Consider the following 25,249-nt stretch of genomic DNA (forward strand, 5'->3'; position numbering starts at 1 on the left):
TCGTCTCGATCATGAAAATCTCCCTTCCAGATATGAGAAGCGTATTCTCGTCTCCGGTGCTTCCGGAAGTCCCGCGCAGGCCGGGGCTGTTCGCCGCACTGCGTGCACCTGTCAGCCATCGGTCAGGATGACATTCTCGCTTCCGGATGGTTGATTCGCGTTTAAGGAGAATGTAGTTTCCGCTTCATTGGAGCAAGCCGCCCATCCATGCGAGGAGAACAGGATGCGGTTCCAGGACAAGGTGGCGATCGTCACCGGAGCGGGACAGGGAATCGGCGAGGACTACGCCCGGGCGCTGGCCGCCGAGGGCGCACGGGTCGTGGTCGCGGACATCAACGAGGAGCAGGGGCAGCGGGTCGCCAAGGAGCTGGACTCCGCGCTCTTCGTCAAGGTCGACGTCGGAGACCCCGCCTCGGCCGACGCGCTGGCCGCCGCCACCGTCGCCGAGTTCGGCCGCATCGACTACCTGATCAACAACGCGGCGATCTACCACAGCATGCGGCGCGAGGGCCTGACCACCGTCGACCTCGACTACCTCAACCGCTTCATCCAGGTGAACCTGATGGGCGCCCTGTACGTCACCAGGGCCGTCGTCCCGCACCTGACCGAGGGCGCCGCGATCGTCAACCAGTCCTCCGCCGCCGCCTACATGGCCAGCGGCTACTACGGCCTGGCCAAGATCGGCCTCAACCACCTCACCGCGTCCCTCGCCGCCGAACTCGGCGGCCGGGGCATCCGCGTCAACGCCATCGCCCCCGGCCCCACCGACACCGAGGCCACGTCAACCGTCGTACCGGTCGAGTTCCAGCAGCGGATGACCCAGGCCCTGGCCATCAAACGGATGGGCACCCCCGGCGACCTGACGCCCACCGTGCTGTTCCTGCTCTCCGACGACGCCGGCTGGCTGACCGGACAGACCATCAGCGTGGACGGCGGACAGGTGGTGCGGCTGTGACCCGCCTGCTCATCAACGGCCAACTGGTCGACGGGGAGCGGACGTTCCCCTCCCTCAACCCCGCCACCGGCGAGGTCTACGGCCACGCCCCCGAGGCCACCACCGCCCAGGCCGAAGCCGCCGTAGCGGCGGCTCGCACCGCCTTCGACACCACCACGTGGTCCACCGACGTACAACTGCGCATCCGCTGTCTCGACCAGCTGCACCAGGCGCTCCTCGACCATGTCGAGGAACTGCGCGAGCTGACGATCGCCGAGGTCGGCGCGCCCCGCATGCTCACCTACGGCCCCCAACTCGACGACCCCGTCAAGCTGGTGCGGTTCTACGCCGACCTGCTCCGCAAGTACCCGCTCACCGAAGAACTGGGCGAGGCCGAGATCCGCGGCCAGCGCCACCGCCGTTGGGTGGAGAAGGAGGCCGCCGGGGTCGTCACCGCGATCATCGCGTACAACTACCCCAACCAACTGGCCCTCGCCAAGCTCGCCCCCGCGCTCGCGGCCGGCTGCACGGTCGTCCTCAAGGGCGCCCCGGACACCCCGCTGACCACCCTCTTCCTCGGTCAACTCATCGCCGAGCACACGGACTTCCCGCCCGGCGTGGTCAACGTCCTCACGTCCTCCAGCGCCGACGTCGGCGAGACGCTCACCACGCACCCCGACGTCGACATGATCACCTTCACCGGCTCCACCGCGACCGGCCGCCGCATCATGGAGGCGGCCAGCCGTACGGTGAAGAAGGTCTTCCTGGAACTCGGCGGCAAGTCCGCCATGATCGTCCTCGACGACGCCGACTTCGCCACCGCCGCGATGTTCGCGGCCGGCACCATCTGCTCGCATTCCGGGCAGGGTTGCGCGCTGACCTCCCGGCTGCTCGTGCCCCGGGAGCACCACGACGAACTTGTCGAGAAGGTGGCGGCGGGTCTCGCCCGCATCCCGCTCGGCGACCCGGCCGACCCGAAGACCTTCGCGGGCCCGCTCATCAGCGAGCGCCAGCGCGAGAAGGTCGACGGCATGGTGCAGCGGGCCGTGGCCGCCGGTGCGAACCTGGTCACCGGTGGTGAGAAGGTCGATCCCGGCTTCTTCTACCGGCCGACCCTCCTCAGCAACGTCGACCCGGACAGCGAGATCGCCCAGGACGAGGTCTTCGGACCCGTGCTCGTGGTGATTCCGTACGACGACGATGACGACGCCGTCCGCATCGCCAACAACTCCATCTTCGGCCTCTCCGGCGGCATCCAGAGCGCCGACGACGAGCGGGCCATCGCGCTCGCCCGCCGGATCCGCACCGGCACCTTCAGCATCAACGGCGGCAACTACTTCGCCGCCGACGTGCCGTTCGGCGGCTACAAGCAGTCGGGCATCGGCCGGGAGAGCGGAGTACCCGGCCTGGAGGAGTTCCTGGAGTACAAGTCCTTCGCGGTCGTGGTCCGGTCATGATGCCGCTCGACGGAATCCGCGTCCTCGAAGTCGCCATGTACGGCTTCGTGCCCTCGGCGGGAGCCGTCCTCTCCGACTGGGGAGCGGACGTCATCAAGGTCGAGCACGCCGTCACCGGCGACCCGCAACGCGGTCTCCGGCAGACCGGCACCATGCGCGTCGAGGGCGACCCCAACCCCAACGTCGAGCACGCCAACCGCGGCAAGCGCAGCCTCGGACTCGACATCTCCCGCCCCGAGGGCAAGGAGGTGCTGTACGAACTCGCCCGGCACGCCGACGTGTTCCTGACCAGCTTCCTTCCCGGCCACCGGGACAGGTTCGGCATCGACGTCGACGACATCCGTACCGTCAACCCCCGCATCGTCTACGCCCGGGGCAGCGCCTTCGGGCCGCGCGGACCGGAAGCGGGGAAGGGTGGCTACGACATGACGGCGTTCTGGGCCCGCGCCGGCACCGCCGCGAGCATCACTCCGGAGGGCACGGACGGCATCATCAACCCGCCCTCGCCCGCCTACGGCGACACGATCTCCGGCACCAATCTCGCCGGCGGCATCGCGGCGGCGCTCCTGAAGCGCGAGCGCACCGGCGAACCGTCGGTCGTGGACGTCTCCCTGCTCGGCAGCGGACTGTGGGCGATGGGTCACGCCACCGCGCTCTCCCTGCACCTCGGCAAGCCCTGGATCCCGCCGCCCGTCGGCACCCACGGCTCCGTCACCAACCCCCTGTCCGGGCTGTACGAGACGTCCGACGGCCACCACCTGGCGTTCGTCATGATGCAGCCCGGCAAGTTCTGGGCCGACGTGTGCCGGCACATCGACCGCCCCGAACTCGCCGACGACCCGCGCTTCGACACGGCCGAGAACCTCATCGCCAACACGGCGGAGGCCGTCAAGATCCTGCGCGAGGTCCTCGCCACCCGCACCCTCGCGGAGTGGAGCCGGCGCTTCGCCACCCTGGCCGGGCCGTGGGCCCCGGTGCAGGACTCCCTGCAAGTGGGCGACGACCCGCAGATCAGAGCCAACGAGTACCTGCTACAGGCAGGAGAACTCGAACTGGTCAGCAGCCCCGTGCAGTTCGACGTGCAAGCCCCACAACTCGGGCCCGCACCCGAGTTCGCAGCCCAGACCGAGGAGATCCTCCTCGAACTGGGCCTGGACTGGGACCGCATCATCGCGCTCAAGGCAGCGGGCGCGGTCACCTGATCACCCGACAGCGGGACTCACATTCTCAACGAGGAGAACCGATGAGACGCTTGCTCATCCCCGCACTGGTCCTGGCCCTCGCGGCCGCGGCCGGATGTTCCGGCCGCACCAAGTCCGCGGACACCACCAGCCCTTCGACCACCGGAGCCGCCGACACGGCGGCCGCGGACTTCGGCACGCTGAAGTCCGTCTGCGGCAAGGGCACGGCCAAGACCGTGACCAGCCAGGGCGTCACCAGCTCCGAGATCAAGGTCGGCGTCTTCAGCGACATCGGCTTCACCAAGAACCCGGAGTTCGTGAACGCGGCCAAGGTCTTCACCTCCTGGTGCAACGCGGCCGGCGGTATCAACGGCCGCAAGATCACACCCGTGACGCACGACTCCGCGCTCATGCAGGTCAACCAGCAGATGATCGAGGCCTGCCGCACCGACTTCTTCGAGGTGGGCGGCGGCGCCGCCCTCGACGGCCTGGGCGTCAAGACCCGCCTGAAGTGCCTGCTCCCCGAGTTCCCGGCCCAGGTCACCTCCGAGATCGGCGCGGACCTCCAGGTGATGGCCCAGGGCGCCTCAAGTGGCTATTCGCCCTACGCCGGTTACTTCTCCTGGCTGCTCAAGGAGGCGTACCCGTCGTCCGCGAGCGGCGTCGGCATCATCTCCGGAGACGTGCCTATCACCAAGGTTCTCTCGGCCCAGGACAAGGAAGTCCTCACCGCGATGGGCGGCAAGGTCACCTACTCCGACCTCTATCCCGCGCAGGGCGTCTCCGACTGGACGCCGTACGCCCAGTCCATCAAGACGAAGAAGGTCAAGGGACTCGTCTTCCTGGGCGACTTCACCCAGCTGGCGAAGCTGGAGCAGGCGCTCACCAACATCGACTACAAGCTCGACTGGATCGACGCCAACAGCAACGCCTACGGCCCCGCCTTCCTCAAGCTGGCCGGTCCCGCGCTCGGTACCCAGACCAACTTCGCCTCCATCAACGGCGCTTACCCGTTGGAGAAGGCCGACGCCAACCCGGCGACGAAGGAAATGGTCGACCTGTTCAAGAAGTACGCGCCCGACGCGCAGATCACCCTGCCCGCGATGCAGGCCTTCTCCACCTGGCTGCTCTTCGCCACCTCGGCCCGCGACTGCGCCGAGCTGACCCGCAGTTGTGTCCTGGAGAACGCCAAGAAGCAGACCGACTGGACCGGGGGAGGGCTCCAGGCCTCGATCAACCTGTCCTCGCCGGACGAGCCCCTGAAGTGCTTCAACGTCGAGAAGGCCACCACCAGCGGTTGGGTGCCGGCCGACTTCAAGCCCACCGACGGCGTCTACCGCTGTGACGCGCCCGCCTACAAGTTCAAGGGGAACTACGGCAAGCCGCCGACCCTGGCGGACGTCGGCAAGTCGCTGTCCGACCTCAAGTAACCACGCCACGGCCCCCGTTCACCACGGCAGGAAGGAAGGACCGTGAAGGTACGAGTCGACCCGGAGCGCTGTCAGGGCCACACGCTCTGCGCGATGCGCGCTCCGGACACCTTCGAACTCAGCGAGATCGACGGGCACTCCTCGGTCGTCGAGGAAGAAGTCCCCGCCGACCAGGAGGAGGCCGTCCGCGAGGCGGTCCTGTCCTGCCCGGAACGGGCGATCTCCCTCATCTCCTGACCCCCACCTCAGCCACCGAGCGGGAGAGGACTCCGCATGACCACGGAAGAAGCGGCCGTCGACGACGACGGTGGCCGCAAGCACCACCTGGTGCACTTCGACCGACACACCCCCGACTACCGCGACCGGTTCGAGGACATCACCCACGAACTGCACGGACAGTGCCCGATCGCCTGGACGGAGGCCCACGGCGGCCACTGGGTCGCCAGTGGCAACCGCGAGGTGTTCGAACTCGCCAGGTCCGCCGAGTTCCTCTCCAACGACCATGACGTGAAGGGGGAGCGGCGCGGATACAACGGGATCTCCATCCCCGCGCCACCCCCTGAGCGGAAGGGCCGGGGCGGCTTCCTGGAGATGGACCCGCCGGACCAACGGCACTACCGGCAGACCCTCAACCCGTATCTGTCGCCGGCCGCGATCCAGCGCTGGATCCCGTTCGTCGACGAGGTCGTCCGCGCCAGCATCGACGAGAAGATCGAGTCCGGGCGCATCGACTTCGTCGACGAGCTGGCCAACATCGTCCCCGCCGTGCTCACCCTGGCGATGATGGGCATCCCGCTGGAGCACTGGACGATCTACAACGAACCGGCCCACGCCTCCGTCTACACACCCCCCAACTCGCCCGACATGCCACGAGTGTTGGACCTGAGCCGCAAGATGGGCATGGACCTCATGGCCCAGCTCGCGGAGATCCGCAAGAACCCCCGCCCGGGCCTGGTCGACGCGCTGGTCCGCGCCGACATCAACGGCCGCAACCCGGACGACGGCGAACTCCTCGGCGTGTGCGCCCTGTTGATCGGCGGCGGCTTCGACACCACGACCGCACTCACCGCCCACTCCCTCGAATGGCTCTCCCAACACCCGGAGGAACGGGCCCGGCTGAGCCGCGACCGCAAGACCCTGCTGGACTCCGCGACCGAGGAGTTCCTGCGCTTCTACACCCCGGCCCCCGGAGACGGCCGCACCATCACCGCCGACTGCGAGATCGCCGGCACCGAGTTCAAGGAGGGCGAACGCCTCTGGCTCTCCTGGGCGATGGCCAACCGCGATCCGTCGGTCTTCCCCGACCCGGACCGCATCGACATGGAGCGCAAGGGCAACCGCCACAGCAGCTTCGGCCTCGGCATCCACCGCTGCATCGGCTCCAACGTGGCCCGCACCGTGTTCAAGCGGATGGTGACGGCCGTACTCGACCGGATGCCCGACTACGAGTGCGACCCCGAAGGCGCCGTGCACTACGAGACCATCGGCGTCATCCAGGGCATGCGCCACCTCCCCGCGACCTTCACCCCGGGCAAGCGGCTCGGCGCCGGACTCGACGAGACCCTCGCCGAACTCCAGAAGGTCTGTGACGAACAAGGGCTCGCCGAACCCGTCACCGTCCGCAAGTCCACGGCACGGATCGACACATGACGGACAGTCGACGCCCCGGTCCGGTGGTCACGGAGGAGAACGCCTTCTTCTGGACCTCCGGCGCCGACGGCCGGCTGCGGCTGACGGAGTGCGGGTCCTGCCAGGCCCTCATCCACCCGCCGCAGCCGGTCTGCCGGTACTGCCACGGCCACGACATGGGCGTCCGCGCCGTCTCCGGCCGTGCGACGCTGATCGGCTTCACCGTCAACCACCGCTTCGCCCTGCCCGGCCTGCCCGCGCCCTACGTCGTGGCCCAGGTCGCCCTGGAGGAGGACCCCCGCATCCGCCTCACCACCAACGCCGTCCAATGCACCCCGGACGAGCTGGAGTTGGGCATGCGTATGGAGGTCGTCTTCGAACAGGTCGAGGACGCCTGGCTGCCCCTGTTCCGCCCGGCACCCGACGGCCCGGCCCCGGACCCGCTGCCGCTCGCCGAGGTGGACACCCGCCAACTCGCCCGCCGCGTACGGCCGATGGCGTCGACCGACAAGTTCGAGGACAAGGTCGCCATCACCGGCATCGGCATGTCGCAGATCGGCCGCCGCCTCCTCGTCCCACCGGTGTCCCTGACCGTCCAGGCCTGCCAACAGGCCATCGCCGACGCCGGGTTGACCGTCGACGACATCGACGGACTGGCCACCTACCCGGGCGCCGGCACCGCCTACGGCGGCTTCGGCGAAGGCGGGATCACCGCACTGGAATCGGCCCTCGGCCTCGAACCGACCTGGTACAACGGCGGCAGCGAGACCTTCGGCCCCTGCGGCTCCCTCATCTCCGCCATGCTCGCCATCGCGGGCGGACTCGCCCGGCACGTCCTGTGCTTCCGCACGGTCTGGGAGGCGTCGTACGGCGAACTCGTACGCCGCGGCCGGATCGCGCAGGACCCACCGCGGAAACTGGACGGCTGGATGAAGCCGTTCGGCGCGACCTCGGCCGCGCATACCCTCGCCCAGAACGCCCAACGCCACTTCCACCGCTACGGCACCACCCGCGAGACCCTCGGCTGGATCGCCCTCAACCAGCGGGCCAACGCGGCGCTCAACCCCACGGCGGTCTACCGCGACCCGCTGACCATGGACGACTACCTGGGCGCCCGCCCGATCACCACCCCGTTCGGCCTCTACGACTGCGATGTCCCCTGCGACGGAGCGGTCGCCGTGATCGTGTCGGCCGTGGACGCGGCCCGGGACCTCGCCCAACCGCCCGTCCTGGTCGAGGCGGTGGGCACCCAGATCCTGGAACGCCTGGAGTGGGACCAGAGCACACTCACCCACGAGCCCCAAGTCCTTGGCCAGTCCGCCCACTTGTGGTCCCGCACCTCGCTGCGCCCCGAGGACGTCGACGTCGCCGAACTCTACGACGGCTTCACCTTCAACTGCCTTTCCTGGCTTGAGGGGTTGGGGTTCTGCGGCATCGGCGAGTCCAAGGACTTCCTGGACGGAGGCAAGAACATCGCACGGGACGGCGTGCTGCCGCTGAACACCCACGGCGGACAGCTCTCCCACGGCCGCACCCACGGCATGGGACTGGTCCACGAGGCCATCACCCAACTCCGCGGCGCGGCCGGGCCGCGGCAGGTGTCCGGTGCCCGGGTGGCGGTGGCGAGCAGCGGCGGACTCACCCCGAGCGGCGTGATCCTCTTCCGGGCGGACGGATGAACTCACGTACCACAGAGGTCGTTTCGCGCGTCGTCGACGTCGACGGCATCCCCATGTCGGCGCTGCTGTGCGAGGCCCGCGAACCACGCGCGGTCCTCGTCGCGCTGCACGGGGGAGCGGTGACCTCCCGCTACTTCGACTACCCCGACCAGCCCCGCCTGTCCCTCCTGCGCACAGCGGCGGCACTCGGCTTCACCACCATCGCCATCGACCGTCCCGGATACGGGAGTTCGGCTCCGTACGGCGAGAGCATGGCCTCTCCCGCGCGACGCGTCGACCTCGCGTACGGAGTGGTGGACCGGCTGCTCGCCTCGCGTGCGCGCGGAGCGGGCCTGTTCCTGTGGGCGCACTCGATCGGCTGCGCCCTGGGCGTGCGCATGGCGGGCGACGCACGGCGGAGCGACCTTCTCGGTCTGGAGATCGCCGGTACCGGACGCCATCACGCGCCCGCCGCCGTCGAGATCCTGGACTTCAGGCGGCGCGACCCGGCCGAGCCGAGGCGGTCAGGCCCCGGACTGCGCGACCTGCTGTGGGAGCCCTCGCGCCTGTATCCGGCCGAGGTCGTCGGTGCCGCCCGCATCCAGTCGTCGGGTCCGCCGTACGAAGGCACCGTGGCCCGCCGCTGGCCGCTGGAGTTCGCCGAAGTCGCCGCCCACGTGAGGATTCCCGTGCACTACACGCTCGGCGACCATGAGCGCGTGTGGAGTTCCGGGCCCGCGGCCATGGCCGACATCGCGGGCCTGTTCACCGCCTCCCCGCGGGTCGTCACCGACCAACAGGCCGACAGCGGCCACAACTTGAGCATCGGGCGCACCGCGACCGGATACCACCTGAAGATCCTCTCGTTCGTCGAGGAGTGCGTTCTCGGCCAGGAGAACGACGGGATCGACCGTCTGCCGAGGAGAGCCGGATGAGCGACGCCGACAACGCCGTACTGCTGCTCGTACGAGTGGTCGTCGGACTCGTCATGATCATGCACGGGCTGAATCACTGGCGCGGCGGCGGCAGGATCGAGGGCACCGCCCGCTGGTTCACCGGACTCGGCCTGAGACAGGGCGTGCTGCAAGCCTGGATGAGTGTGCTCACCGAGGTCGGCGCGGGCATCCTGCTCGTCCTCGGTCTGCTCACCCCGCTGGCCTGCGCCGCCGTGATCTCCGTGATGCTGGTCGCGGGGCTGCTCGCCCACCGGCCCAACGGGTTCTTCGTCTTCAAGGACGGCTACGAATACGTCCTCACCCTCGCCGTCGTCGCCCTGGCCCTCGCGGTGCTGGGCCCCGGCCGCTGGTCCCTCGACCACGCGGCCGGCGTCGACCTGACCGGCTGGACCGGCGGCGCGATCGCGCTCGGCGCGGCCGTGCTCGCGACCGGGGGACTGCTGGGCACCTTCTGGCGACCGGAGCCCAAGGCGGAGCCCAAGCCGGAGCCCAAGGCGGAAGCGGTGGCCGAGAACACCCCCGAGCAAGTCGACCAGGAGGCCCGCTGATGCGCGTCGGATTCATCGGACTGGGCAGTCAGGGCGCTCCCATGGCGCGCCGGATCGTCGAGGCGGGCTTCGACACGACGCTCTGGGCGCGCCGCCCGGCCACCCTCGCCGCCTTCGCGGACACGGCCGCCGCACGGGCCGCGTCCCCCGTCGAACTGGCCGCGGCCAGCGACCTGGTGTGCGTCTGTGTCGTCGACGACGCCGACGTCGAGCAGGTCGTCACGGGCGAACAGGGCGTACTGACCGGCCTGCGCAAGGGCGGAGTCATCGCCATACACAGCACGATCCACCCCGACACCTGCCGACGACTGGCCGAACGTGCCCAGGCGCACGGCGTGTCCGTGGTCGACGCACCGGTCAGCGGCGGCGGACGAGCCGCCGCCGAGGGCCGGTTGCTCGTGATGACGGGCGGCGAGTCCGGCACCGTCGCCTACTGCCGCAAGGTGTTCGAGACCTTCGGCGATCCCGTGCTGCACATGGGCCCGCTCGGATCAGGACAGATCGCCAAACTTCTCAACAACCTATTGTTCACTGCCAACTTGGCAACCGCGGCCGATACGCTGGCGCTGGCACCGGAGTTCGGCATCGACCGCGGCGCTCTCGCCGCCGCCGTGCTCCACGGCAGCGGAGCGAGCTTCGCCCTCGACCGCGTGAAGTTCGCGGGCGGCACACTCGACCCCCTCGCGGAGCGCGCGGGACCGCTGCTCCGCAAGGACGTGAGACTCCTGGTCGGCCTCGCCGAGACGGCGGGCGCCACGGCGGGCACCGCACTCGCGGCGGCCGACGCGGCCCTCGACCGCATGGGCCAAGGGCGCCTGACGGCGGCCCCAACTCCCGCTCCACTAAAGTGAAAACGAGCTTCTCGCCAGTGGAGAACATTGATATCGTCGCTCGTCGTCAGACTGGTGACGGAAGGGAACCGTGCACACCGTGAAGGACTTCGAGGCGATCGACTTCTTCCAGGACGACGAGGTCGTCGCGGATCCGTACCCCTACTTGGCGGCCCTGCGCGGGAAGTGCCCGGTGCAGCGCGAGAGCCACCACGACGTGACGATGGTGACGGGGTACGACGAGGCGATCCAGGTCCTCAACGACTCCGACACGTACTCGTCCTGCCTCTCGGTGACCGGCCCCTTCCCCGGGTTCCCGGTCCCGCTGGACGGCGATGTCGACGTCAGCGCGCTGATCGAGCAGTACCGCGACCAGCTCCCGATGAGCGACCAGTTGCCGACGCTCGACCCGCCCATGCACACGGACCACCGCGGTCTGCTGATGCGGATGATCACCCCGCGCCGCCTCAAGGAGAACGAGGCGTCGATGTGGCACCTCGCCGACGCCCAGCTGGACGCGTATCTCGCCGCCGGTGAGGGCGACTTCATCAGCGGGTTCGCCGGCCCCTTCACCCTGAGGGTCATCGCCGACCTGCTCGGAGTGCCCGACGAGGACCGCAACTCGTTCGTGGAGGGCCTCGAACACCAGCCGCGGGGCGGCGTCGGAAGCACGGACGGCGAGATGGCGTACTCGCCGCTGGAGTACCTGTACGGGCAGTTCTCGGCCTATGTCGAGGAGCGCCGCCGCGAGCCGCGCGAGGACGTGATCACGGGCCTCGCCCTCGCGAAGTTCTCCGACGGGTCGACCCCCGACGTCGCCGACGTGGCCCGCGTCGCGACCAACCTGTTCGCGGCCGGCCAGGAAACCACCGTCCGGCTGCTGAGCAACGCCCTCAAGCTGATCGCCGAAGACCCCGAACTACAGCACTTGTTGCGCACCGAGCGCGAGCGCATCCCGAACTTCATCGAGGAGACGCTGCGCACGGAGAGCCCGATCAAGGGCGACTTCCGGCTGTCGCGCGTGGCGTCCACGGTGGGGGGCGTCGACATCCCGGCCGGCACCACCCTCATGGTCCTCAACGGCGCCGCCAACCGCGACCCGCGCCACTTCGAGGACCCCGAGACCTTCGACCCGGCCCGCGCCAACGCCCGCCACCACCTCGCCTTCGGCCGCGGCCCCCACACCTGCCCCGGCGCCCCGCTGGCCCGCGCCGAGGCCCGGGTGGGCATCGAGCGCATCCTCGACCGTACGACCGACATCAGGATCTCGGAGAGCGTGCACGGCCCCGCCGACGCACGGAACTACCGTTACCTGCCGACGTACATCCTGCGCGGACTCACCCATCTGAACCTGGAGTTCACGCTCGCCGAGGAGCCCGCCCGATGAAAGCCGTCATCGACACGGACCGCTGTCGCGGCCACGGCATCTGCTGGTCGATCTGCCCGGAGGTCTTCGACCTCACCGACGACGGCTACGCCGAGGTCTTGACCCCGGAAGTCCCCACCGCGTACGAGGCCCAGGTCCGCGAGGCGGCCAACAGCTGCCCCGAGCGCGCCATCACGGTGAACTAGCCTGCCCGCTCGGTGAGTTGAGGAGAACGCATGCCCAAGGGGTACGTCATCCTGACCGAGTCCATCAAGGACCCGGCCGGGATGAACGCCTACAGCCGGGCGGCCGGACCGTCGATGGCCGAGAGCGGCGCTTCCGTCCTCGCGGCCGACGGCCGGCCACAGCTCCTGGAGGGCGAGTGGCACGGCGACCGTACCGTCGTCCTCGAATTCGACTCGGTGGAATCCGCGAGAGCCTGGTACGAGTCGGAGACGTACGGGCGCGCGAAGCCGCTGCGGCACGCCGCGGCCGACACCAACGCCGTGATCGTCTCCGGCTTCGAGATGCCGCCCCGGGGCCGGTGACAGGCATCGGTTCGGCAATGGCCGGAAGGGTCGCCCTATCGCCATGGCAACCGTAGTGTCACATCGGTGTTGCCGCGGTGAAAGGGGTCCCCAATGACGTCGGCCCGATACGAGGAGATCCTTGTCGCCGCGCTGGCGGTGTTCGCCGAGCGCGGCTACAAGAAGGCGTCCATCGACGCCGTGGCGGAGCGCGCCGGTCTGACCAGACAGGGCGTCCTGCACTACTTCCCCAGCAAGAAACGGCTGCTCCTCGCCCTCGTCCAGCTCCGCGAGGACCTCGCCCGCGAAAACCTGGCCGCCCTCCACGCGGACCCCGGCGAGGACCTCCCGGGACTGCTCGCCGAGGTCATCATCTACGACCACAAGAACCCCGGTCTCGCCCAGATCCACAGCGTTCTCGTGGCCGAGGGCGTCACCGGCAGCGACGAGGCACTGCGGTTCTGCCACGACTACTACCGGTCGATCCAGGAGCACACCGCCAAGCACCTCACCGCGCTCTACGGCGACCGCGTACCCAGCGGTCTGACCCCGCGAGCGGCCGCCACCGCCGTGGTGGCGATGCTCGACGGGGTCCAGCAGCAGTGGATGCTCGACGAGGAGCACACCGACTACCCGGAGATCATCCGCGAGGTGATGGGCGTGCTGCTCGGGCCCACGCCTGTATGAAATCGGCCATGGCCGTCACGCTCTCGGGATGCAGGCTCACCGCGTCCGGCCGTACCCGAAGGTCGACCGTGACACCGGAGCGGGCCGCGCGGGCGGCGAACGACAGCGAGTCGTCCAGCAGCGGATCGGTGCCCGCCACCAGGAGTTGGATCGGCGGCAGCCCGTGCAGATTGGCGTGCAGCGGACTGAGCAGCGGGTTGGTCCGGTCGGCGCCGGCCGCGAACCGGGCCGCGTGCAGCCGGACTTCGTCGATGTCGAAGCCCGGATCGGCCGCCGCGTTGAACAGCAGACTCGGCGCGTCCAGCGTCAGATCGAGCAACGCGGAACTCAGCACCGCGCAGTCCGGCTCGGGCGCCCCCATGTCCCGCAGCCGCACCAGCAGCGAGGCCGCTAGCCCGGCCCCGAGCCGCTCACCGGCCAGCGCCACCGGACCACGGGCCTGGCACGAGCTGTACACGGCGTGCACGTCGTCGAGCGCCCCCGGGAACGACGAACGGTAGCGCGGGCACACCACAACCGCCCCCGTGCGCAGGGCGAGCCGCTCGGCCAGGTCCACCGCCGACTCCGGCGAACCCGACAACTGCCGGTCCCCGTGCAGATACAGGATGACCAGATCGCTCGCGTCCGGCGGCCGTACGATCGGCCCGACCGGGCTCGACTCGACCCGCACCCGCCCGTCGCCGGCCCCCGCCCGAGCCGAACGCGCTCGTACGTCGGCCAGGTCCGCGCTCGCTCCGGTCGCCCCAACTCGTGTGTCACCCACGGGACATCACCCTCTCCGCTGCCTGCCAGTGCTCGTCGGACACCCAGAGGCGGGCGAAGGCGCGGGCCGCCTCCTCCTCCGGGACGGCTCCGCTCATCACGCGCTTGATCTCCCGCGCCGGGTTGGTCGCCAGCGACCTGGCGAGGGTCCGCCAGCCCTCGGCGAACTCGGCCCGGGGCAACACCAGATCGAGCATCCCGACCCGCTGCGCCTCGGCCGCGCCGAGTACGGTCCCGGCCCCGGCGAGCATCAACGCCCGCCCCTTGCCGATGAGTTGGGCAAGTCGCTCGGCGCCGCCCCACGCCGGCATGATGGCCAGCGCCACCTGGTTGAAGCCGATCCTGATGTCGTCGGCGGCGACCCGGATGTCGGCGGCCACCGCGACCTCGGCGCCGCCGCCGAACGCGTGCCCGTTCAACGCGGCGATCACCGGTCCCGGGAAGTTCGCGATGCGGTCGCAGATCCCCCGCATCCGCAGGGCCATGGCCATCGCGTCCTCCTCCGTCCGGACCGTACTGAGCTGCTTGAGATCCCCGCCGGAGACGAACGCCCGGTCGCCGGCGCCGGTGACGACCAGCGCCTTGGCGCCGGAGGCCGCGTCGAGGGCCTTGTCGAGTTCGTCCATGGTGGCCTGGGCAATGGCGTTGCGGGCCTGCGGACGGTCGATGGTGATGACCGCCAGGCCCTCGTCGAGTTCGAGATCTACGTCCATGGGCCTCAGTCCTCGTATACGACAGTGACGTGCGGCGTGCTCGGCTCGCCCTGGCAGGTCAGGACCCAGCCCTCGGCGATCTCGTCCTCGTCGAGCGCGTTGTTGACACGCATCTTGGCCTCGCCTTCGGTGACTTGGGCGATACAGGTGGCGCAGTTGCCGGCCTCGCAGGAGAACGGCGGGGCCAGACCTGCCCGGCGCGCGCTCTCCAGAAACGTCTCGCCGGAACGCTGCGCGAGCGTGTGCCGCTTGCCGGAGAGCACGAGCGTCAGCGTCCCCTCCTGCTCAGGGGCGTCCTCGGGCGCTGGATCGGCGGTCTGCGCGAACCGCTCGACGAAGATCCGCTCCGGGGCGACTCCATGGGCGAGGAGCGCGTTCTCCACCAGCTCCATGAAGGGCGCGGGCCCGCAGAGGTAGAAGTCCGCGTCCGTGTCGCCGCCCGCGAACTCCCGCACCTGGTCCGCCGTGACGAAGCCCTCCCAGTCGTCGAGGTGGTGCCGGATCTCGAACCGCTCGGGGTAGCGCCGCTCCAACTCGCCCAGTGCGGAGGCGAAGATGACGGCACCCGCGTCCCGGTTGGCGGACAACACCCGCACCGGGCGCCCGGTGCCGGCCAGCGCGGACTTGGCGAGCGAGAGGACCGGGGTGATTCCGCTGCCTCCGCAGAACGCCACCACCGGAGCGGCGAACCCGTGGGCGGAGCCCGCCTGTTCGTCCTCCCGCAGACAGAACACCCCTGCGGGCAGGGTGGTTTCGAGGACGTCGCCGGGGGCCAGATGGTCGTGCATCCAGTTGGACACCAGACCGCCCGGAACTCGCTTCACCGTCGTCATCAACTCGGCGTCCGTCTCCGGCGAACTGGACATGGAGTAACTGCGCAGCGTGCCGCAGGCCTTGATCGTCACGAACTGGCCCGCCCGGTACGGGAAGGGCGCGTCGAGTACGTACGTCCGGGTGTCGGGCGTCTCCTGGATGATCCGGGTGATCCGGACCGGGTGGAACCCGTGGTCTCGTCCCATGTATGGAATTTACCTTCTCGCTCTGAGAGAGTGCAATTCTCAATGACGAGAGGAAGTTCCTGTCGTGCGAACTGTCCCCGCTGAACTGGTCAGGCGCTACGAGGCGGAGGGGTGGTGGACCGGGGAGACCATCGGTGACCTGCTCGCGCGGGGACTGGAGGCCGCCCCGGGCGCCGCGTTCCGCGTGCACTCGGCGGTACGGCCCTGGGAAGGCACCTTCGCCGAGGTCGAACTGACCGCCCGCCGACTGGCCGCAGGACTGCGCGAACGGGGCGTCGCCCCCGGCGACGTGGTGGCACTCCAACTGCCCAACTGGATGGAGGCCGCCGCCGTCTTCTGGGCCTCGGCGTTCCTCGGCGCGGTCGTGGTGCCGATCGTCCACTTCTACGGCCGGAAGGAAGTCGGCTACATCCTGGACACGGTCGAGCCCAAGGTCTTCGTCACCGCCGAACGGTTCGGGCATCTCTCCTACGATCCCGACCTGAGCGCGAAGATCCCGGTGGTCGGCGTCGTCGGGCGGAACTTCGACGACCTGCTCGCCGACGAACCGCTGACCGGAGTCCTGCCCACCGACCCGTCCGGCCCCGCGCTCATCGCCTTCACCTCCGGAACGACCCGCGACCCCAAGGGAGTTGTGCACAGCCACCACACCCTCGGCTTCGAGACCCGCCAACTGGCCGGCCGCTACCCGCCCGACCGGGGCGACCAGCTCACCTCCGCGCCCGTCGGCCACTTCATCGGCATGGTCAACGCCTTCCTGATCCCCGTCCTCGACGGCTCCCCGGTCAACCTCGCCGACACCTGGGACCCGGGCCAGACACTGGAGTTGATGGCCCGCGACGGACTCACCGTCGGAGGCGGCGCCGCCTACTACATGACGAGCCTGCTCGACCACCCCGACTTCACCCCCGCCCACCTGGCGGGCATGAAGTACGCGGGCCTCGGCGGCGCGGCCGTCCCCAACGCGGTCACCAGACGGCTCGCGGATCTCGGCATCACGGTCTTCCGGGCCTACGGCAGCACCGAGCACCCCTCGATCACCGCCTCCAGCCACACCGCGCCCGAGGACAAGCGGCTCTACACCGACGGAGACGCGCTGGCCGGAGTGGAGATCCGGCTCGCGGAGGACGGCGAGATCCTCAGCCGCGGCCCCGACCTGTGCCTCGGCTACACCGACGACGCCCTCACCGGGCGCGCCTTCGACGCCGACGGCTGGTACCGCACCGGCGACATCGGCCGCCTCGACGAGGACGGCTACCTCACCATCACCGACCGCAAGGCGGACGTCATCATCCGGGGCGGCGAGAACATCGGCGCGCTGGAGGTGGAGGAGGTCCTCCTCGCCCTGCCTGCCGTCGCCGAGGCCGCGGTCGTGGCCGCCCCGGACGCCCGCCTCGGCGAGCACGCGGCAGCCGTCGTACGACTGCGGAGCGGCCACCCCGAACCCACCCTCGACGATCTCCGTGCCCACTTCGACGCGGCGGGTCTGGCCCGCCAGAAGTGGCCGGAGGAACTGCACGTCGTCGAGGACTTCCCGCGCACCGCCAGCGGCAAGGTCCAGAAGTTCGTTCTCCGCAAGGATATTGCCGCCCGTCAAGAGTGAGAATAGGATTCTCGCAATCTGCGAAGGAGGATCTCATGCCATCGCGTGTGCCGCCGTATCCGCTGTTCGACGCGGACAACCACCTGTACGAGACCGAGGACGCGCTCACCCGGTACCTGCCCAAGCAGTACGCGAGCGCCATTCAGTACGTGCAGGTGAAGGGGCGTACGAAGATCGCCATCCGCGGTCAGATCAGCGACTACATCCCCAATCCCACGTTTGAGGTCGTCGCCCGCCCCGGCGCCTGGGAGGACTACTTCCGCGAGGGCAACCCGGAGGGCAAGTCCCACCGGGAGCTGTTCGGCGAGCCGATGCGGTCGATCCCCGCGTTCCGTGAACCCGCGCCGCGGCTGGCCCTCATGGACGAGCTGGGCATCCAGCAGACCCTGATGTTCCCGACCCTGGCCAGCCTGGTCGAGGAACGGATGCGGGACGACCCGGAGTTGATCCATGTCGTCGTGCACGCCCTGAACCAATGGCTGCACGAGACCTGGCAGTTCAACTACAAGAACCGCATCTTCACCACCCCGGTGATCAGCCTGCCGATCCTGGACAAGGCGATCGCCGAGCTGGAGTGGTGCCTGGAGCGTGGAGCGCGGGCGATCCTTGTCCGGCCCGCCCCGGTCCCCGGCTACGGCGGCTCGCGGTCCTTCGCGCTGCCGGAGTTCGACCCGTTCTGGAAGCGCGTCGAGGAGGCGGGTGTGCTGGTCGCCATGCACTCCTCCGACAGCGGCTACTCCCGCTACTCCAGCGACTGGGAGGGCAAGAGCCAGGAGATGACGCCCTTCCAGGCGCAGGTCTTCCGGATGATGTCCGAGTGGCGCCCGGTCACCGACGCGGTCGCGTCCTGGGTCTGCCACGGAGCCCTGTTCCGCTTCCCGGAACTGAAGGTCTCGGTCATCGAGAACGGCTCCTCCTGGCTGCTCCCGCTGCTCGACCAGCTCGCCAGCACCTACAAGAAGCAGCCGAAGGGCTTCCTGGGCGACCCGGTCGAAGAGGTCAGGAACCGCATCCACATCAGCCCGTTCTGGGAGGAGGACATGGCCGCCCTCTCCGAGGTCGTCGGCGTCGAGCGCGTCCTGTTCGGGTCCGACTACCCCCACCCCGAGGGGCTCGCCGACCCGGTCTCCTACATCGACGCCATCCAGGGCATGAAGCAGGCCGACCAGGCCAAGATCATGGGCGGCAACCTCGCCCGCCTGATCGGCGTATGACCTGGGAGAGCATCCCGCAGATGGTGCTGAGCGCGGCCGACCGCTTCGGAGACGCCGAAGCCGTGGTGGACGGCCCGCTCCGCCTCACGTTCACCGAGCTGGTCGAACGGGTGCGTGTGGCTGCGGGAGCGTTCGCGTCGGCCGGAGTGGAGCAGGGCGACCGGGTCGCGATCTGGGCGCCCAACTCCGCCGAGTGGATCGTCGCCGCCTTCGGTCTGATGACCGCGGGCGGTGTGGTCGTGCCCGTCAACACCCGCTTCAAGGCGGACGAGGCGCACGACATCATCGTGCGCAGCGGTGCGAAGGCCGTTCTCGTCCAGGAGGGCTTCCTCGGCCTGGACTTCAAGGCACCGCCCGGTGTCCCGGTCATCGACCTCAAGTCCGGCTTCCTGGCGAGCGGTTCACCCTTCGAGCGCAAGGTGACCAGCGACCAGGTCAGCGACATCGTCTTCACCTCCGGCACCACCGGCCGGCCCAAGGGCGTCCTGATGACCCACGCCCAGACGCTCCGCCTGTACGCGGAGTGGTGCGACCTCGCCGGGGTCAGGGAGGGCGACCGCTATCTGATCGTCAACCCGTTCTTCCACATCTTCGGCTTCAAGGCGGGCATGGTCGCCTCGCTCATCCGGGGCATGACCATCCTCCCCGTGCCCGTCTTCGACGTGGACCACGTCCTCGACCTGGTCGAGCGCGAGCGGGTGACGGTCCTGCCCGGCCCGCCCACGCTCTACCACTCCCTGCTCACCGACCGCGGCTCAAGAGACCTGTCCTCACTGCGAGTTGCGGTCACCGGAGCCGCCGACATCCCCGTCGAGCTGATCCGCAGGGTGATGACAGAACTGCCCTTCACCTCGATCATGACGGGCTACGGCCTGACCGAGGCGGGCACCGCCACCGCCACCCGCCCCGGCGACTCCTTCGAGGACATCGCCACCACCGTCGGCACCCCCTGCGACGGCGTCGAAGTCCACATCGCCGACGACGGCGAGGTGTTGGTCCGCGGCTACAGCGTGATGCGCGGCTACTTCAACGACCCCGACGCCACCGCCGAAGCCATCGACCAGGACGGCTGGTTGCACACCGGTGACCTCGGCACGCTCGACGAACGCGGCTACTTGAGGATCGTCGGCCGCAAGAAGGACATGTTCATCGTCGGCGGCTTCAACGCCTACCCGGCCGAGATCGAGGGCTTCCTGATGGAACACCCGGCGGTCGCCCAGGCCGCCGTGATCGGCGTCCCCGACGAACGGATGGGACAGGTCGGCAAGGCCTTCGTCGTCCTCCGACAGCCGCTGACCGCCGACGAGTTGATCGAGTGGAGCCGGCTCCGGATGGCCGGGTTCAAGGTGCCCCGGTCCGTGGAGTTCCTGACGGAACTGCCGCTGAACGCCACCGGAAAGGTGATGAAGGACCTCCTGCGATGACGCCTCCCACACCGCCCCAGGGCGAAGAACCCGTCCGGACCGCGTCCGGCCTGCCCCTCAAACCGGTCTACGGCCCCGACGACGTCAGGGCAGAGCCGCCCGCGCCGGGCAACTTCCCCTTCACACGCGGCAATTACGCCACCGGATACCGGGGACGGCTGTGGACACTGCGCCAGTACTCCGGCTTCGGCACCGCCGAATCGTCCAACCTCCGCTACCACTACCTCCTCCAACAGGGCGGCACCGGACTCTCGGTGGCGCTCGACCTGCCCACCCAGTGCGGCTACGACTCCGACGACCCCGAAGTCGGTGAGGAGGTGGGCCGGGTCGGCGTCGCCGTCGACACGCTCGCCGACGCCGAAGTCCTCTTCGAGGGCATCCCGTTGGACAAGATCAGCACCAGCTTCACCATCAACGGCACCGCCGCGATCCTGCTCGCCTTCTACGTCGCCGCCGCCGAACGGGCGGGCGTGCCCCGGGCGAAACTCACCGGGACGATCCAGAACGACATCCTCAAAGAGTACGCGTCCAGGGGTACTTGGATCTGGCCCGCGGAACCGTCGCTGCGACTCATCGCCGACACCATCGAGTTCTGCGCGGCCGAGGTGCCTCGCTTCAACGCCATCTCGGTCGCCGGCTCGCACTTCCGGGACGCCGGCGCCAACGCCGTGCAGGAGATGGCGTTCACGCTCGCCGACGGGGTCACGTACTGCGACACGGTGCTCGCCCGGGGCCGTATGACGATCGATCAGTTCGCCCCGCAGGTCTCCTTCTTCTTCTACACGCACGGCGACTTCTTCGAGGAGATCGCCAAGTACCGCGCCGGGCGCAGGCGTTGGGCGACGATCGTGCGCGAGCGGTACGGCGCGGACAGCGACAAGGCGGCCATGTTCCGCTTCGGCTGCGTCGCCGGAGGGGCCTCGCTGTACGCACCCCAGGCGCAGAACAACACCGTCCGGGTCGCCTACGAGGCACTCGCCTCGGTCCTCGGCGGGGTCCAGTCGATGTTCACGGCCGCCTGGGACGAACCGTTCGCGCTGCCCAGCGAGGAGTCGGCGACGCTCGCGCTGCGCACCCAGCAGATCCTCGCCCATGAGACGGGCGTCGCCAGGGTCGCGGACCCGCTCGGCGGCTCGTACTTCGTCGAGGCGCTCACCGACGCCACCGAGGAGCGCATCGTCGAGATCATGGAGGACCTGGAGCGCTACGGCGGCATGGTCCGGGCCATCGAGGACGGCTATCTCCAGACCCTCATCGCCGACGAGGCCTACCAGTTGCACCGCGAGGTGGAGGCGGGCACCCGTCCGGTGGTCGGCGTCAACCGCTTCGTCTCCGACGAACCACCGCCCGACCTCGCGACGTACGAACTCGACGCGGAGGGCCGCGACCGGCAGCTGAAACGGCTCGCCGACGTCAAGGCCACCCGCGACGCGGCCCTCGTACGGCAACGCCTCGCCGAACTGGCCCGCGCCGCGGAAGGCACCGACAACCTCATGCCCATCCTGATCGACTGCGCCAACGCCTACTGCACGGTCGGCGAGATGGTGGCCGCGCTCAAGGCGGTCTGGGGCGAGTTCCAGCAGCCGGTGGTGTTCTGATGAACTCCCGTGTACTGGTGGCCAAACCGGGGCTCGACGGACACGACCGCGGCGCCAAGATCGTCTCGCGCGCCCTGCGCGACGCGGGCTTCGAGGTCATCTTCACCGGGATCCGGCAGCGCGTCGACGACATCGTGGCCGTCGCCGTCCAGGAGGACGTGGCCGTCGTCGGCCTCAGCATCCTCTCCGGCGCACATCTCGCGCTCACCACCCGCGTGATCGAGGCCCTGCGCGCCACGGGCGCCGAGGACATCGCCGTCGTGGTCGGCGGCACCATCCCGCCCGTCGACGTACCGAAACTGCTCTCGGCCGGAGCCGCCGCGGTCTTCCCCACGGGCACACCGCTCGACGCCCTCGTCACCGAGATGCGCGCCCTGACATCCGTCACCTCGCCATGACCCGGCGGGAACCCGAAAACCTGGAGGCAGCGTGCGCATCGGAGTGATGATCGGGCCCGAGCGCGGGGACTCGGTCCGCAAGGTCACGCGCATGATCGACGACGTGACATGGGCCGAGAAGGCGGGCTTCGACACCGTGTGGGTGCCGCAGATCCCGACCGACTTCGACGCCCTCACCGCGATCGCGCTCATGGGCGCGCGCACCGAACGGATCGAACTGGGTACCGCCGTCGTGCCGTTGCAGGCCCAGCACCCCATCGCCCTTGCCAGGCAGGCCATTTCGGCCCAGGCCGCGACCGGCGGACGCCTCGCGCTGGGCCTCGGCCCGTCCCACCACTGGATCATCCGGGACATGCTCGGACTGCCGTACGAGAAACCCGCCGCGCTCACGCGTGACTACCTGGACGTCCTGGACGCCGCGTTCGCCGGAACGGACATGGTCGACGTCGAGAACGACACTTTCACCGTGCACAACCCGCTCACCCTCGCTCCCGTCTCCCGGCTGCCGGTCCTGCTCGCGGCCCTCGGCCCGGTCATGCTGCGCGTCGCCGGGGAGCGGGCCGACGGAACCGTGCTGTGGATGGCCGACGAACGCGCGGTCGCCGAACACGTCGTGCCCCGCATCACCAAGGCCGCCGAGAGCGCCGGACGCCCGGCACCCCGGATCGTCGCGGGCATCCCGGTCTGCCTGTGCCCACCCGACCGCGTCGACGAGGCCCGCGAGCGCGCCAACCGCATCCTCGGCGAGGCCGAGATCTCGCCCAACTACCAACGGGTGCTTGAGTACGGCGACGCGCGCGACATCGGTGACCTGTGCGCGGCGGGGGACGAGAACGCCATCGCCGCCCGCTTCAAGCGGTTCGCGGACGCCGGGGTGACCGACCTCTCCGTACGGCTGCTGCCCATCGGCGACAACCGCGACGAGCTGGTCGCCTCCAAGTACCGCACCCGCGACATGCTCGCCGCCCTCGCCGCGGACCTGCGATGACCGCCGGACCGCTGGACGGCATCCGCGTCCTGGAGGTCGGCCACATGCTGGCCGGCCCCTACGCCACGATGATGCTCGCCGACCTCGGCGCCGAGGTCACCAAGATCGAGCCACCCGGCGGGGACATCTCGCGCCAGGTGAGCGACGCCTACTTCGCCAGCCTCAACCGCGGCAAGCGCAGCGTCCGCCTCGACCTCACGACCGCCGAGGGACAGGCCGGACTCGGTGAACTCGCCGCCGACGCCCACGCGTTGCTCGTCAACCTCAAACCGTCGGCGATCCACCGGCTCGGGCTGACCTACGACGTGCTGCGGAAGTGGAACGAGCGGATCGTGTGCGTCGCCCTCACCGGATACGGGCTCGCGGCGGGCGACGAACCCGCCTTCGACTACGTGGTCCAGGCGGCCACCGGCGTCGCCGCCCTCACCGGCGACCCGGACGGTCCGCCGACCCTGCCCGGCTACTCCTCCGCCGACAACTCCTCAGGTCTGACAGCCGCGTTGGGACTCCTCGCCCACATCGTCTCCGGGCGCGGCGGCCAAGTGGAGGTGTCCCTGCGGGATGTGATGCTGTCTCAGCTCAACTACCGTGCCTCCGCCTACCTCAACGAGGGCGTCGAACCGCGCCGACTGCCGCTCGGCGCCCACTCCTTCTACGTACCGGCCCAGCTCTTCCCCACCGCCGAGGGCTACTTGGCGCTCTTCATCACCCACGACGGCTTCTGGAAGTCCTTCGCCGCCGAGGCCGGCCTCCAAGGATTCCCCACCATGGCCGAACGGGCTGAGCGCCGGGAGGAAGTACTCGCCGCCGTCACGGCCGCCCTGGCCGGCGACACGGCCGCGTCCTGGGAGGCACGGCTGCGTCCCCTCGGGGTACCGGCCGCCGCCGTACGGACGCTGCCGCAGGCGCTGGCGGCCACACCGGAGGCCGTGGTGACGGCCGGGGACTTCCGGCTGGTCCGCAGCCCCGTCCGGGTCGCCGGATACGAACCCGACTACGGGCCGCCGCCCCGCCTCGGCGAACATGACATCTCCGGGGCGGTGGCGGAGTCATGAGGGCCGAGGACCAGTTCCATCTCGGGCTCGTCGTCGAGGACTTCGAGGCGACCCTGACCGAACTCTCGGACGCGTTCGGGTACGAGTGGTGCGCCGAGATCGGCGCAGCGGTTCCGCTGGCGCTGCCGACCGGAAACGCCGTCCTCGACATCAGCTGCGCCTATTCCCGGACACTCCCTCGACTGGAGATCATCCGCCGGGTACCAGGCACCCTGTGGGAACCGGTCGCCGGTGGGGGAGTTCACCACGTCGGCTACTGGTCCGACGACGTCGCCGCGGACGCCGCCGAACTCACCGGGCAGGGCTTCGTGACCGAGGCGCGCCGGGTCGGCTCCGGGGGCGCGCCCTTCGCCTTCCTGCGCGGGCCCAGCGGTCTGCTCGTGGAACTCGTGGACCGGGTGGCGCGGCCGGGCCTGGAGAAGTACTGGAGCCACGGAGGAGGAACCGAATGACGACCGTGGGCATCGCGACCGGGGCCGGACGCGGCATGGGACTGGCCTGCGCACGGCGCCTCACCGACCTGGTGGACACACTGCTGCTGGTGGACCGCGACGAACCGGCCGTCACCGCCGCCGCGAAGGAACTGTCGGCCGAGGACGGGGACGTGCGGATCGAACCCTTCGTCCTCGACATCACCGACCCGGCCGGACTGGCCCGACTCGCCTCCCGCACAGCGGAATCGGGCACCCTCAGAGCGGTCTCCCACGCCGCCGGGATCTCGCCCACCATGGCCGACTGGCGACGCGTCTTCGAGGTCGACCTCGTCGGCACCGCCCGCCTCGCCGAGGTCCTCCGCCCGCTCGCCACCGAGGGGACGGCACTGGTGTGCTTCGCCTCGATGGCCCCGCTGCTCGGCAACCTGGAGGCCGATCCCGCCGTAGCGGCGATCCTCGACGACCCGCTCCGGGACGACTTCCTCGACCGGCTCCGGGACGCCCTCGGGCCCGCCGTCGAGGACTCCGGGCTCGCCTACGCGTGGGCCAAGCACGGAGTGCACCGGTTCGTGCGACGGGAGGCGGTGCGGCTGGGGCCGTACGGTGCCCGCGCGTGTTCCGTCTCGCCGGGTGTCATCGACACCCCTCAGGGGCGGCAGGAGGCAGCGGCCCAGCCCGCGATGGCCGCGCTGGTGGAACGGACACCGCTCGGCCGGACGGGGCGGGCCGAGGATGTCGCGGCGGCGGTGGCGTTCCTGCTGTCGGACGAGGCCGCTTTCGTCTCCGGGATCGACGTTCTCGTCGACGGCGGGGTGTGCGCGGCGGTCCGGTGACGCCC

26 protein-coding genes are annotated in these 25,249 nt (G+C 69.8%); 23 read left to right on the forward strand and 3 right to left on the reverse strand.

Annotated elements, in window-relative coordinates:
* Window positions 1-223: 223 nt before the first annotated feature.
* The 14 genes from ACWIHT_RS02320 (at window position 224) to ACWIHT_RS02385 (ending at window position 13,203) form a co-directional block, all read left to right on the forward strand.
* Window positions 224-955: an SDR family oxidoreductase gene (locus tag ACWIHT_RS02320; RefSeq protein WP_456163494.1), complete on the forward strand. Its 732-nt coding sequence runs from the start codon at window positions 224-226 to the stop codon at window positions 953-955.
* Window positions 952-2,391, forward strand: a complete 1,440-nt coding sequence (locus ACWIHT_RS02325) for an aldehyde dehydrogenase family protein (RefSeq protein WP_456163496.1) — start codon at window positions 952-954, stop codon at window positions 2,389-2,391. Before ACWIHT_RS02320 ends, ACWIHT_RS02325 begins: the two co-directional genes overlap by 4 nt.
* Window positions 2,388-3,593, forward strand: coding sequence for a CaiB/BaiF CoA transferase family protein (locus ACWIHT_RS02330; RefSeq protein ID WP_456163498.1), 1,206 nt, complete (start codon window positions 2,388-2,390; stop codon window positions 3,591-3,593). The genes ACWIHT_RS02325 and ACWIHT_RS02330 overlap by 4 nt, the downstream gene beginning before the upstream one ends.
* Before the next feature lie 41 nt (window positions 3,594-3,634).
* Window positions 3,635-5,002: an ABC transporter substrate-binding protein gene (locus ACWIHT_RS02335; protein ID WP_456163500.1), complete on the forward strand. Its 1,368-nt coding sequence runs from the start codon at window positions 3,635-3,637 to the stop codon at window positions 5,000-5,002.
* 42 nt (window positions 5,003-5,044) lie between these two features.
* Entirely contained in the window at window positions 5,045-5,239 is a 195-nt protein-coding gene (locus ACWIHT_RS02340) for a ferredoxin (protein ID WP_200711201.1), read from the forward strand.
* Window positions 5,240-5,275: 36 nt separating this feature from the next.
* Window positions 5,276-6,652, forward strand: a complete 1,377-nt coding sequence (locus tag ACWIHT_RS02345; protein WP_456163503.1) for a cytochrome P450 — start codon at window positions 5,276-5,278, stop codon at window positions 6,650-6,652.
* A complete protein-coding gene (locus ACWIHT_RS02350) occupies window positions 6,649-8,310 on the forward strand; it encodes a thiolase C-terminal domain-containing protein (RefSeq protein ID WP_456163505.1) in 1,662 nt (553 codons plus the stop codon). Before ACWIHT_RS02345 ends, ACWIHT_RS02350 begins: the two co-directional genes overlap by 4 nt.
* Window positions 8,307-9,224, forward strand: coding sequence for an alpha/beta hydrolase (locus tag ACWIHT_RS02355; RefSeq protein ID WP_456163507.1), 918 nt, complete (start codon window positions 8,307-8,309; stop codon window positions 9,222-9,224). The genes ACWIHT_RS02350 and ACWIHT_RS02355 overlap by 4 nt, the downstream gene beginning before the upstream one ends.
* Window positions 9,221-9,793, forward strand: a complete 573-nt coding sequence (locus ACWIHT_RS02360; RefSeq protein ID WP_456163509.1) for a DoxX family protein — start codon at window positions 9,221-9,223, stop codon at window positions 9,791-9,793. Before ACWIHT_RS02355 ends, ACWIHT_RS02360 begins: the two co-directional genes overlap by 4 nt.
* A complete protein-coding gene (locus ACWIHT_RS02365; RefSeq protein WP_456163511.1) occupies window positions 9,793-10,644 on the forward strand; it encodes an NAD(P)-dependent oxidoreductase in 852 nt (283 codons plus the stop codon). Before ACWIHT_RS02360 ends, ACWIHT_RS02365 begins: the two co-directional genes overlap by 1 nt.
* Window positions 10,645-10,714: 70 nt before the next feature.
* Window positions 10,715-12,010 carry a cytochrome P450 gene (locus ACWIHT_RS02370; RefSeq protein ID WP_456163513.1) on the forward strand — a complete coding sequence of 432 codons (1,296 nt, stop codon included), beginning with the start codon at window positions 10,715-10,717 and terminating at the stop codon, window positions 12,008-12,010.
* Window positions 12,007-12,195 carry a ferredoxin gene (locus tag ACWIHT_RS02375; RefSeq protein WP_456163515.1) on the forward strand — a complete coding sequence of 63 codons (189 nt, stop codon included), beginning with the start codon at window positions 12,007-12,009 and terminating at the stop codon, window positions 12,193-12,195. Before ACWIHT_RS02370 ends, ACWIHT_RS02375 begins: the two co-directional genes overlap by 4 nt.
* A gap of 30 nt (window positions 12,196-12,225) precedes the next feature.
* Window positions 12,226-12,537 (forward strand): DUF1330 domain-containing protein, encoded by a 312-nt coding sequence (locus ACWIHT_RS02380; protein WP_456163517.1) that lies wholly within the window; start codon window positions 12,226-12,228, stop codon window positions 12,535-12,537.
* Window positions 12,538-12,630: 93 nt separating this feature from the next.
* Complete coding sequence (locus tag ACWIHT_RS02385; protein WP_456163519.1) at window positions 12,631-13,203, forward strand: TetR/AcrR family transcriptional regulator; 573 nt, start codon at window positions 12,631-12,633, stop codon at window positions 13,201-13,203.
* On the opposite strand, the gene ACWIHT_RS02390 is transcribed toward ACWIHT_RS02385, so the two are convergent.
* The 3 genes from ACWIHT_RS02390 to ACWIHT_RS02400 are packed head-to-tail and all read right to left on the reverse strand — an operon-like array spanning window position 13,157 to window position 15,697.
* Complete coding sequence (locus tag ACWIHT_RS02390) at window positions 13,157-13,966, reverse strand: alpha/beta hydrolase fold domain-containing protein (RefSeq protein WP_456163521.1); 810 nt, start codon at window positions 13,964-13,966, stop codon at window positions 13,157-13,159. The genes ACWIHT_RS02385 and ACWIHT_RS02390 overlap by 47 nt on opposite strands.
* The gene (locus ACWIHT_RS02395) at window positions 13,959-14,678 is read right to left on the reverse strand and encodes an enoyl-CoA hydratase/isomerase family protein (RefSeq protein WP_456163523.1); all 720 of its coding nucleotides are present in this window, start codon (window positions 14,676-14,678) and stop codon (window positions 13,959-13,961) included. Before ACWIHT_RS02395 ends, ACWIHT_RS02390 begins: the two co-directional genes overlap by 8 nt.
* Before the next feature lie 5 nt (window positions 14,679-14,683).
* Window positions 14,684-15,697: a 2Fe-2S iron-sulfur cluster-binding protein gene (locus tag ACWIHT_RS02400; protein ID WP_456163525.1), complete on the reverse strand. Its 1,014-nt coding sequence runs from the start codon at window positions 15,695-15,697 to the stop codon at window positions 14,684-14,686.
* Between the two features lie 64 nt (window positions 15,698-15,761).
* Between ACWIHT_RS02400 and ACWIHT_RS02405 the strand changes: the two genes are divergently transcribed.
* From ACWIHT_RS02405 to ACWIHT_RS02445, 9 genes are read left to right on the forward strand one after another with little or no spacing between them, the layout of a single operon-like run.
* Window positions 15,762-17,300, forward strand: a complete 1,539-nt coding sequence (locus tag ACWIHT_RS02405) for an AMP-binding protein (protein ID WP_456163527.1) — start codon at window positions 15,762-15,764, stop codon at window positions 17,298-17,300.
* A gap of 35 nt (window positions 17,301-17,335) precedes the next feature.
* Window positions 17,336-18,514 carry an amidohydrolase family protein gene (locus ACWIHT_RS02410; protein WP_456163529.1) on the forward strand — a complete coding sequence of 393 codons (1,179 nt, stop codon included), beginning with the start codon at window positions 17,336-17,338 and terminating at the stop codon, window positions 18,512-18,514.
* Window positions 18,511-19,938, forward strand: coding sequence for a FadD3 family acyl-CoA ligase (locus tag ACWIHT_RS02415; RefSeq protein WP_456163531.1), 1,428 nt, complete (start codon window positions 18,511-18,513; stop codon window positions 19,936-19,938). The genes ACWIHT_RS02410 and ACWIHT_RS02415 overlap by 4 nt, the downstream gene beginning before the upstream one ends.
* Entirely contained in the window at window positions 19,935-21,536 is a 1,602-nt protein-coding gene (locus ACWIHT_RS02420) for a methylmalonyl-CoA mutase family protein (protein WP_456163533.1), read from the forward strand. The genes ACWIHT_RS02415 and ACWIHT_RS02420 overlap by 4 nt, the downstream gene beginning before the upstream one ends.
* Window positions 21,536-21,934, forward strand: a complete 399-nt coding sequence (locus tag ACWIHT_RS02425) for a cobalamin B12-binding domain-containing protein (protein ID WP_456163535.1) — start codon at window positions 21,536-21,538, stop codon at window positions 21,932-21,934. The genes ACWIHT_RS02420 and ACWIHT_RS02425 overlap by 1 nt, the downstream gene beginning before the upstream one ends.
* A 31-nt stretch (window positions 21,935-21,965) precedes the next feature.
* Window positions 21,966-22,922: an LLM class F420-dependent oxidoreductase gene (locus ACWIHT_RS02430; protein ID WP_456163537.1), complete on the forward strand. Its 957-nt coding sequence runs from the start codon at window positions 21,966-21,968 to the stop codon at window positions 22,920-22,922.
* A complete protein-coding gene (locus ACWIHT_RS02435) occupies window positions 22,919-23,977 on the forward strand; it encodes a CaiB/BaiF CoA transferase family protein (RefSeq protein ID WP_456163539.1) in 1,059 nt (352 codons plus the stop codon). Before ACWIHT_RS02430 ends, ACWIHT_RS02435 begins: the two co-directional genes overlap by 4 nt.
* A complete protein-coding gene (locus tag ACWIHT_RS02440; RefSeq protein ID WP_456163541.1) occupies window positions 23,974-24,429 on the forward strand; it encodes a VOC family protein in 456 nt (151 codons plus the stop codon). Before ACWIHT_RS02435 ends, ACWIHT_RS02440 begins: the two co-directional genes overlap by 4 nt.
* Window positions 24,426-25,244 (forward strand): SDR family oxidoreductase, encoded by an 819-nt coding sequence (locus ACWIHT_RS02445; RefSeq protein ID WP_456163543.1) that lies wholly within the window; start codon window positions 24,426-24,428, stop codon window positions 25,242-25,244. The genes ACWIHT_RS02440 and ACWIHT_RS02445 overlap by 4 nt, the downstream gene beginning before the upstream one ends.
* Window positions 25,245-25,249: the final 5 nt, after the last annotated feature.

This window comes from Streptomyces sp. NPDC002276 (genome assembly GCF_053891435.1).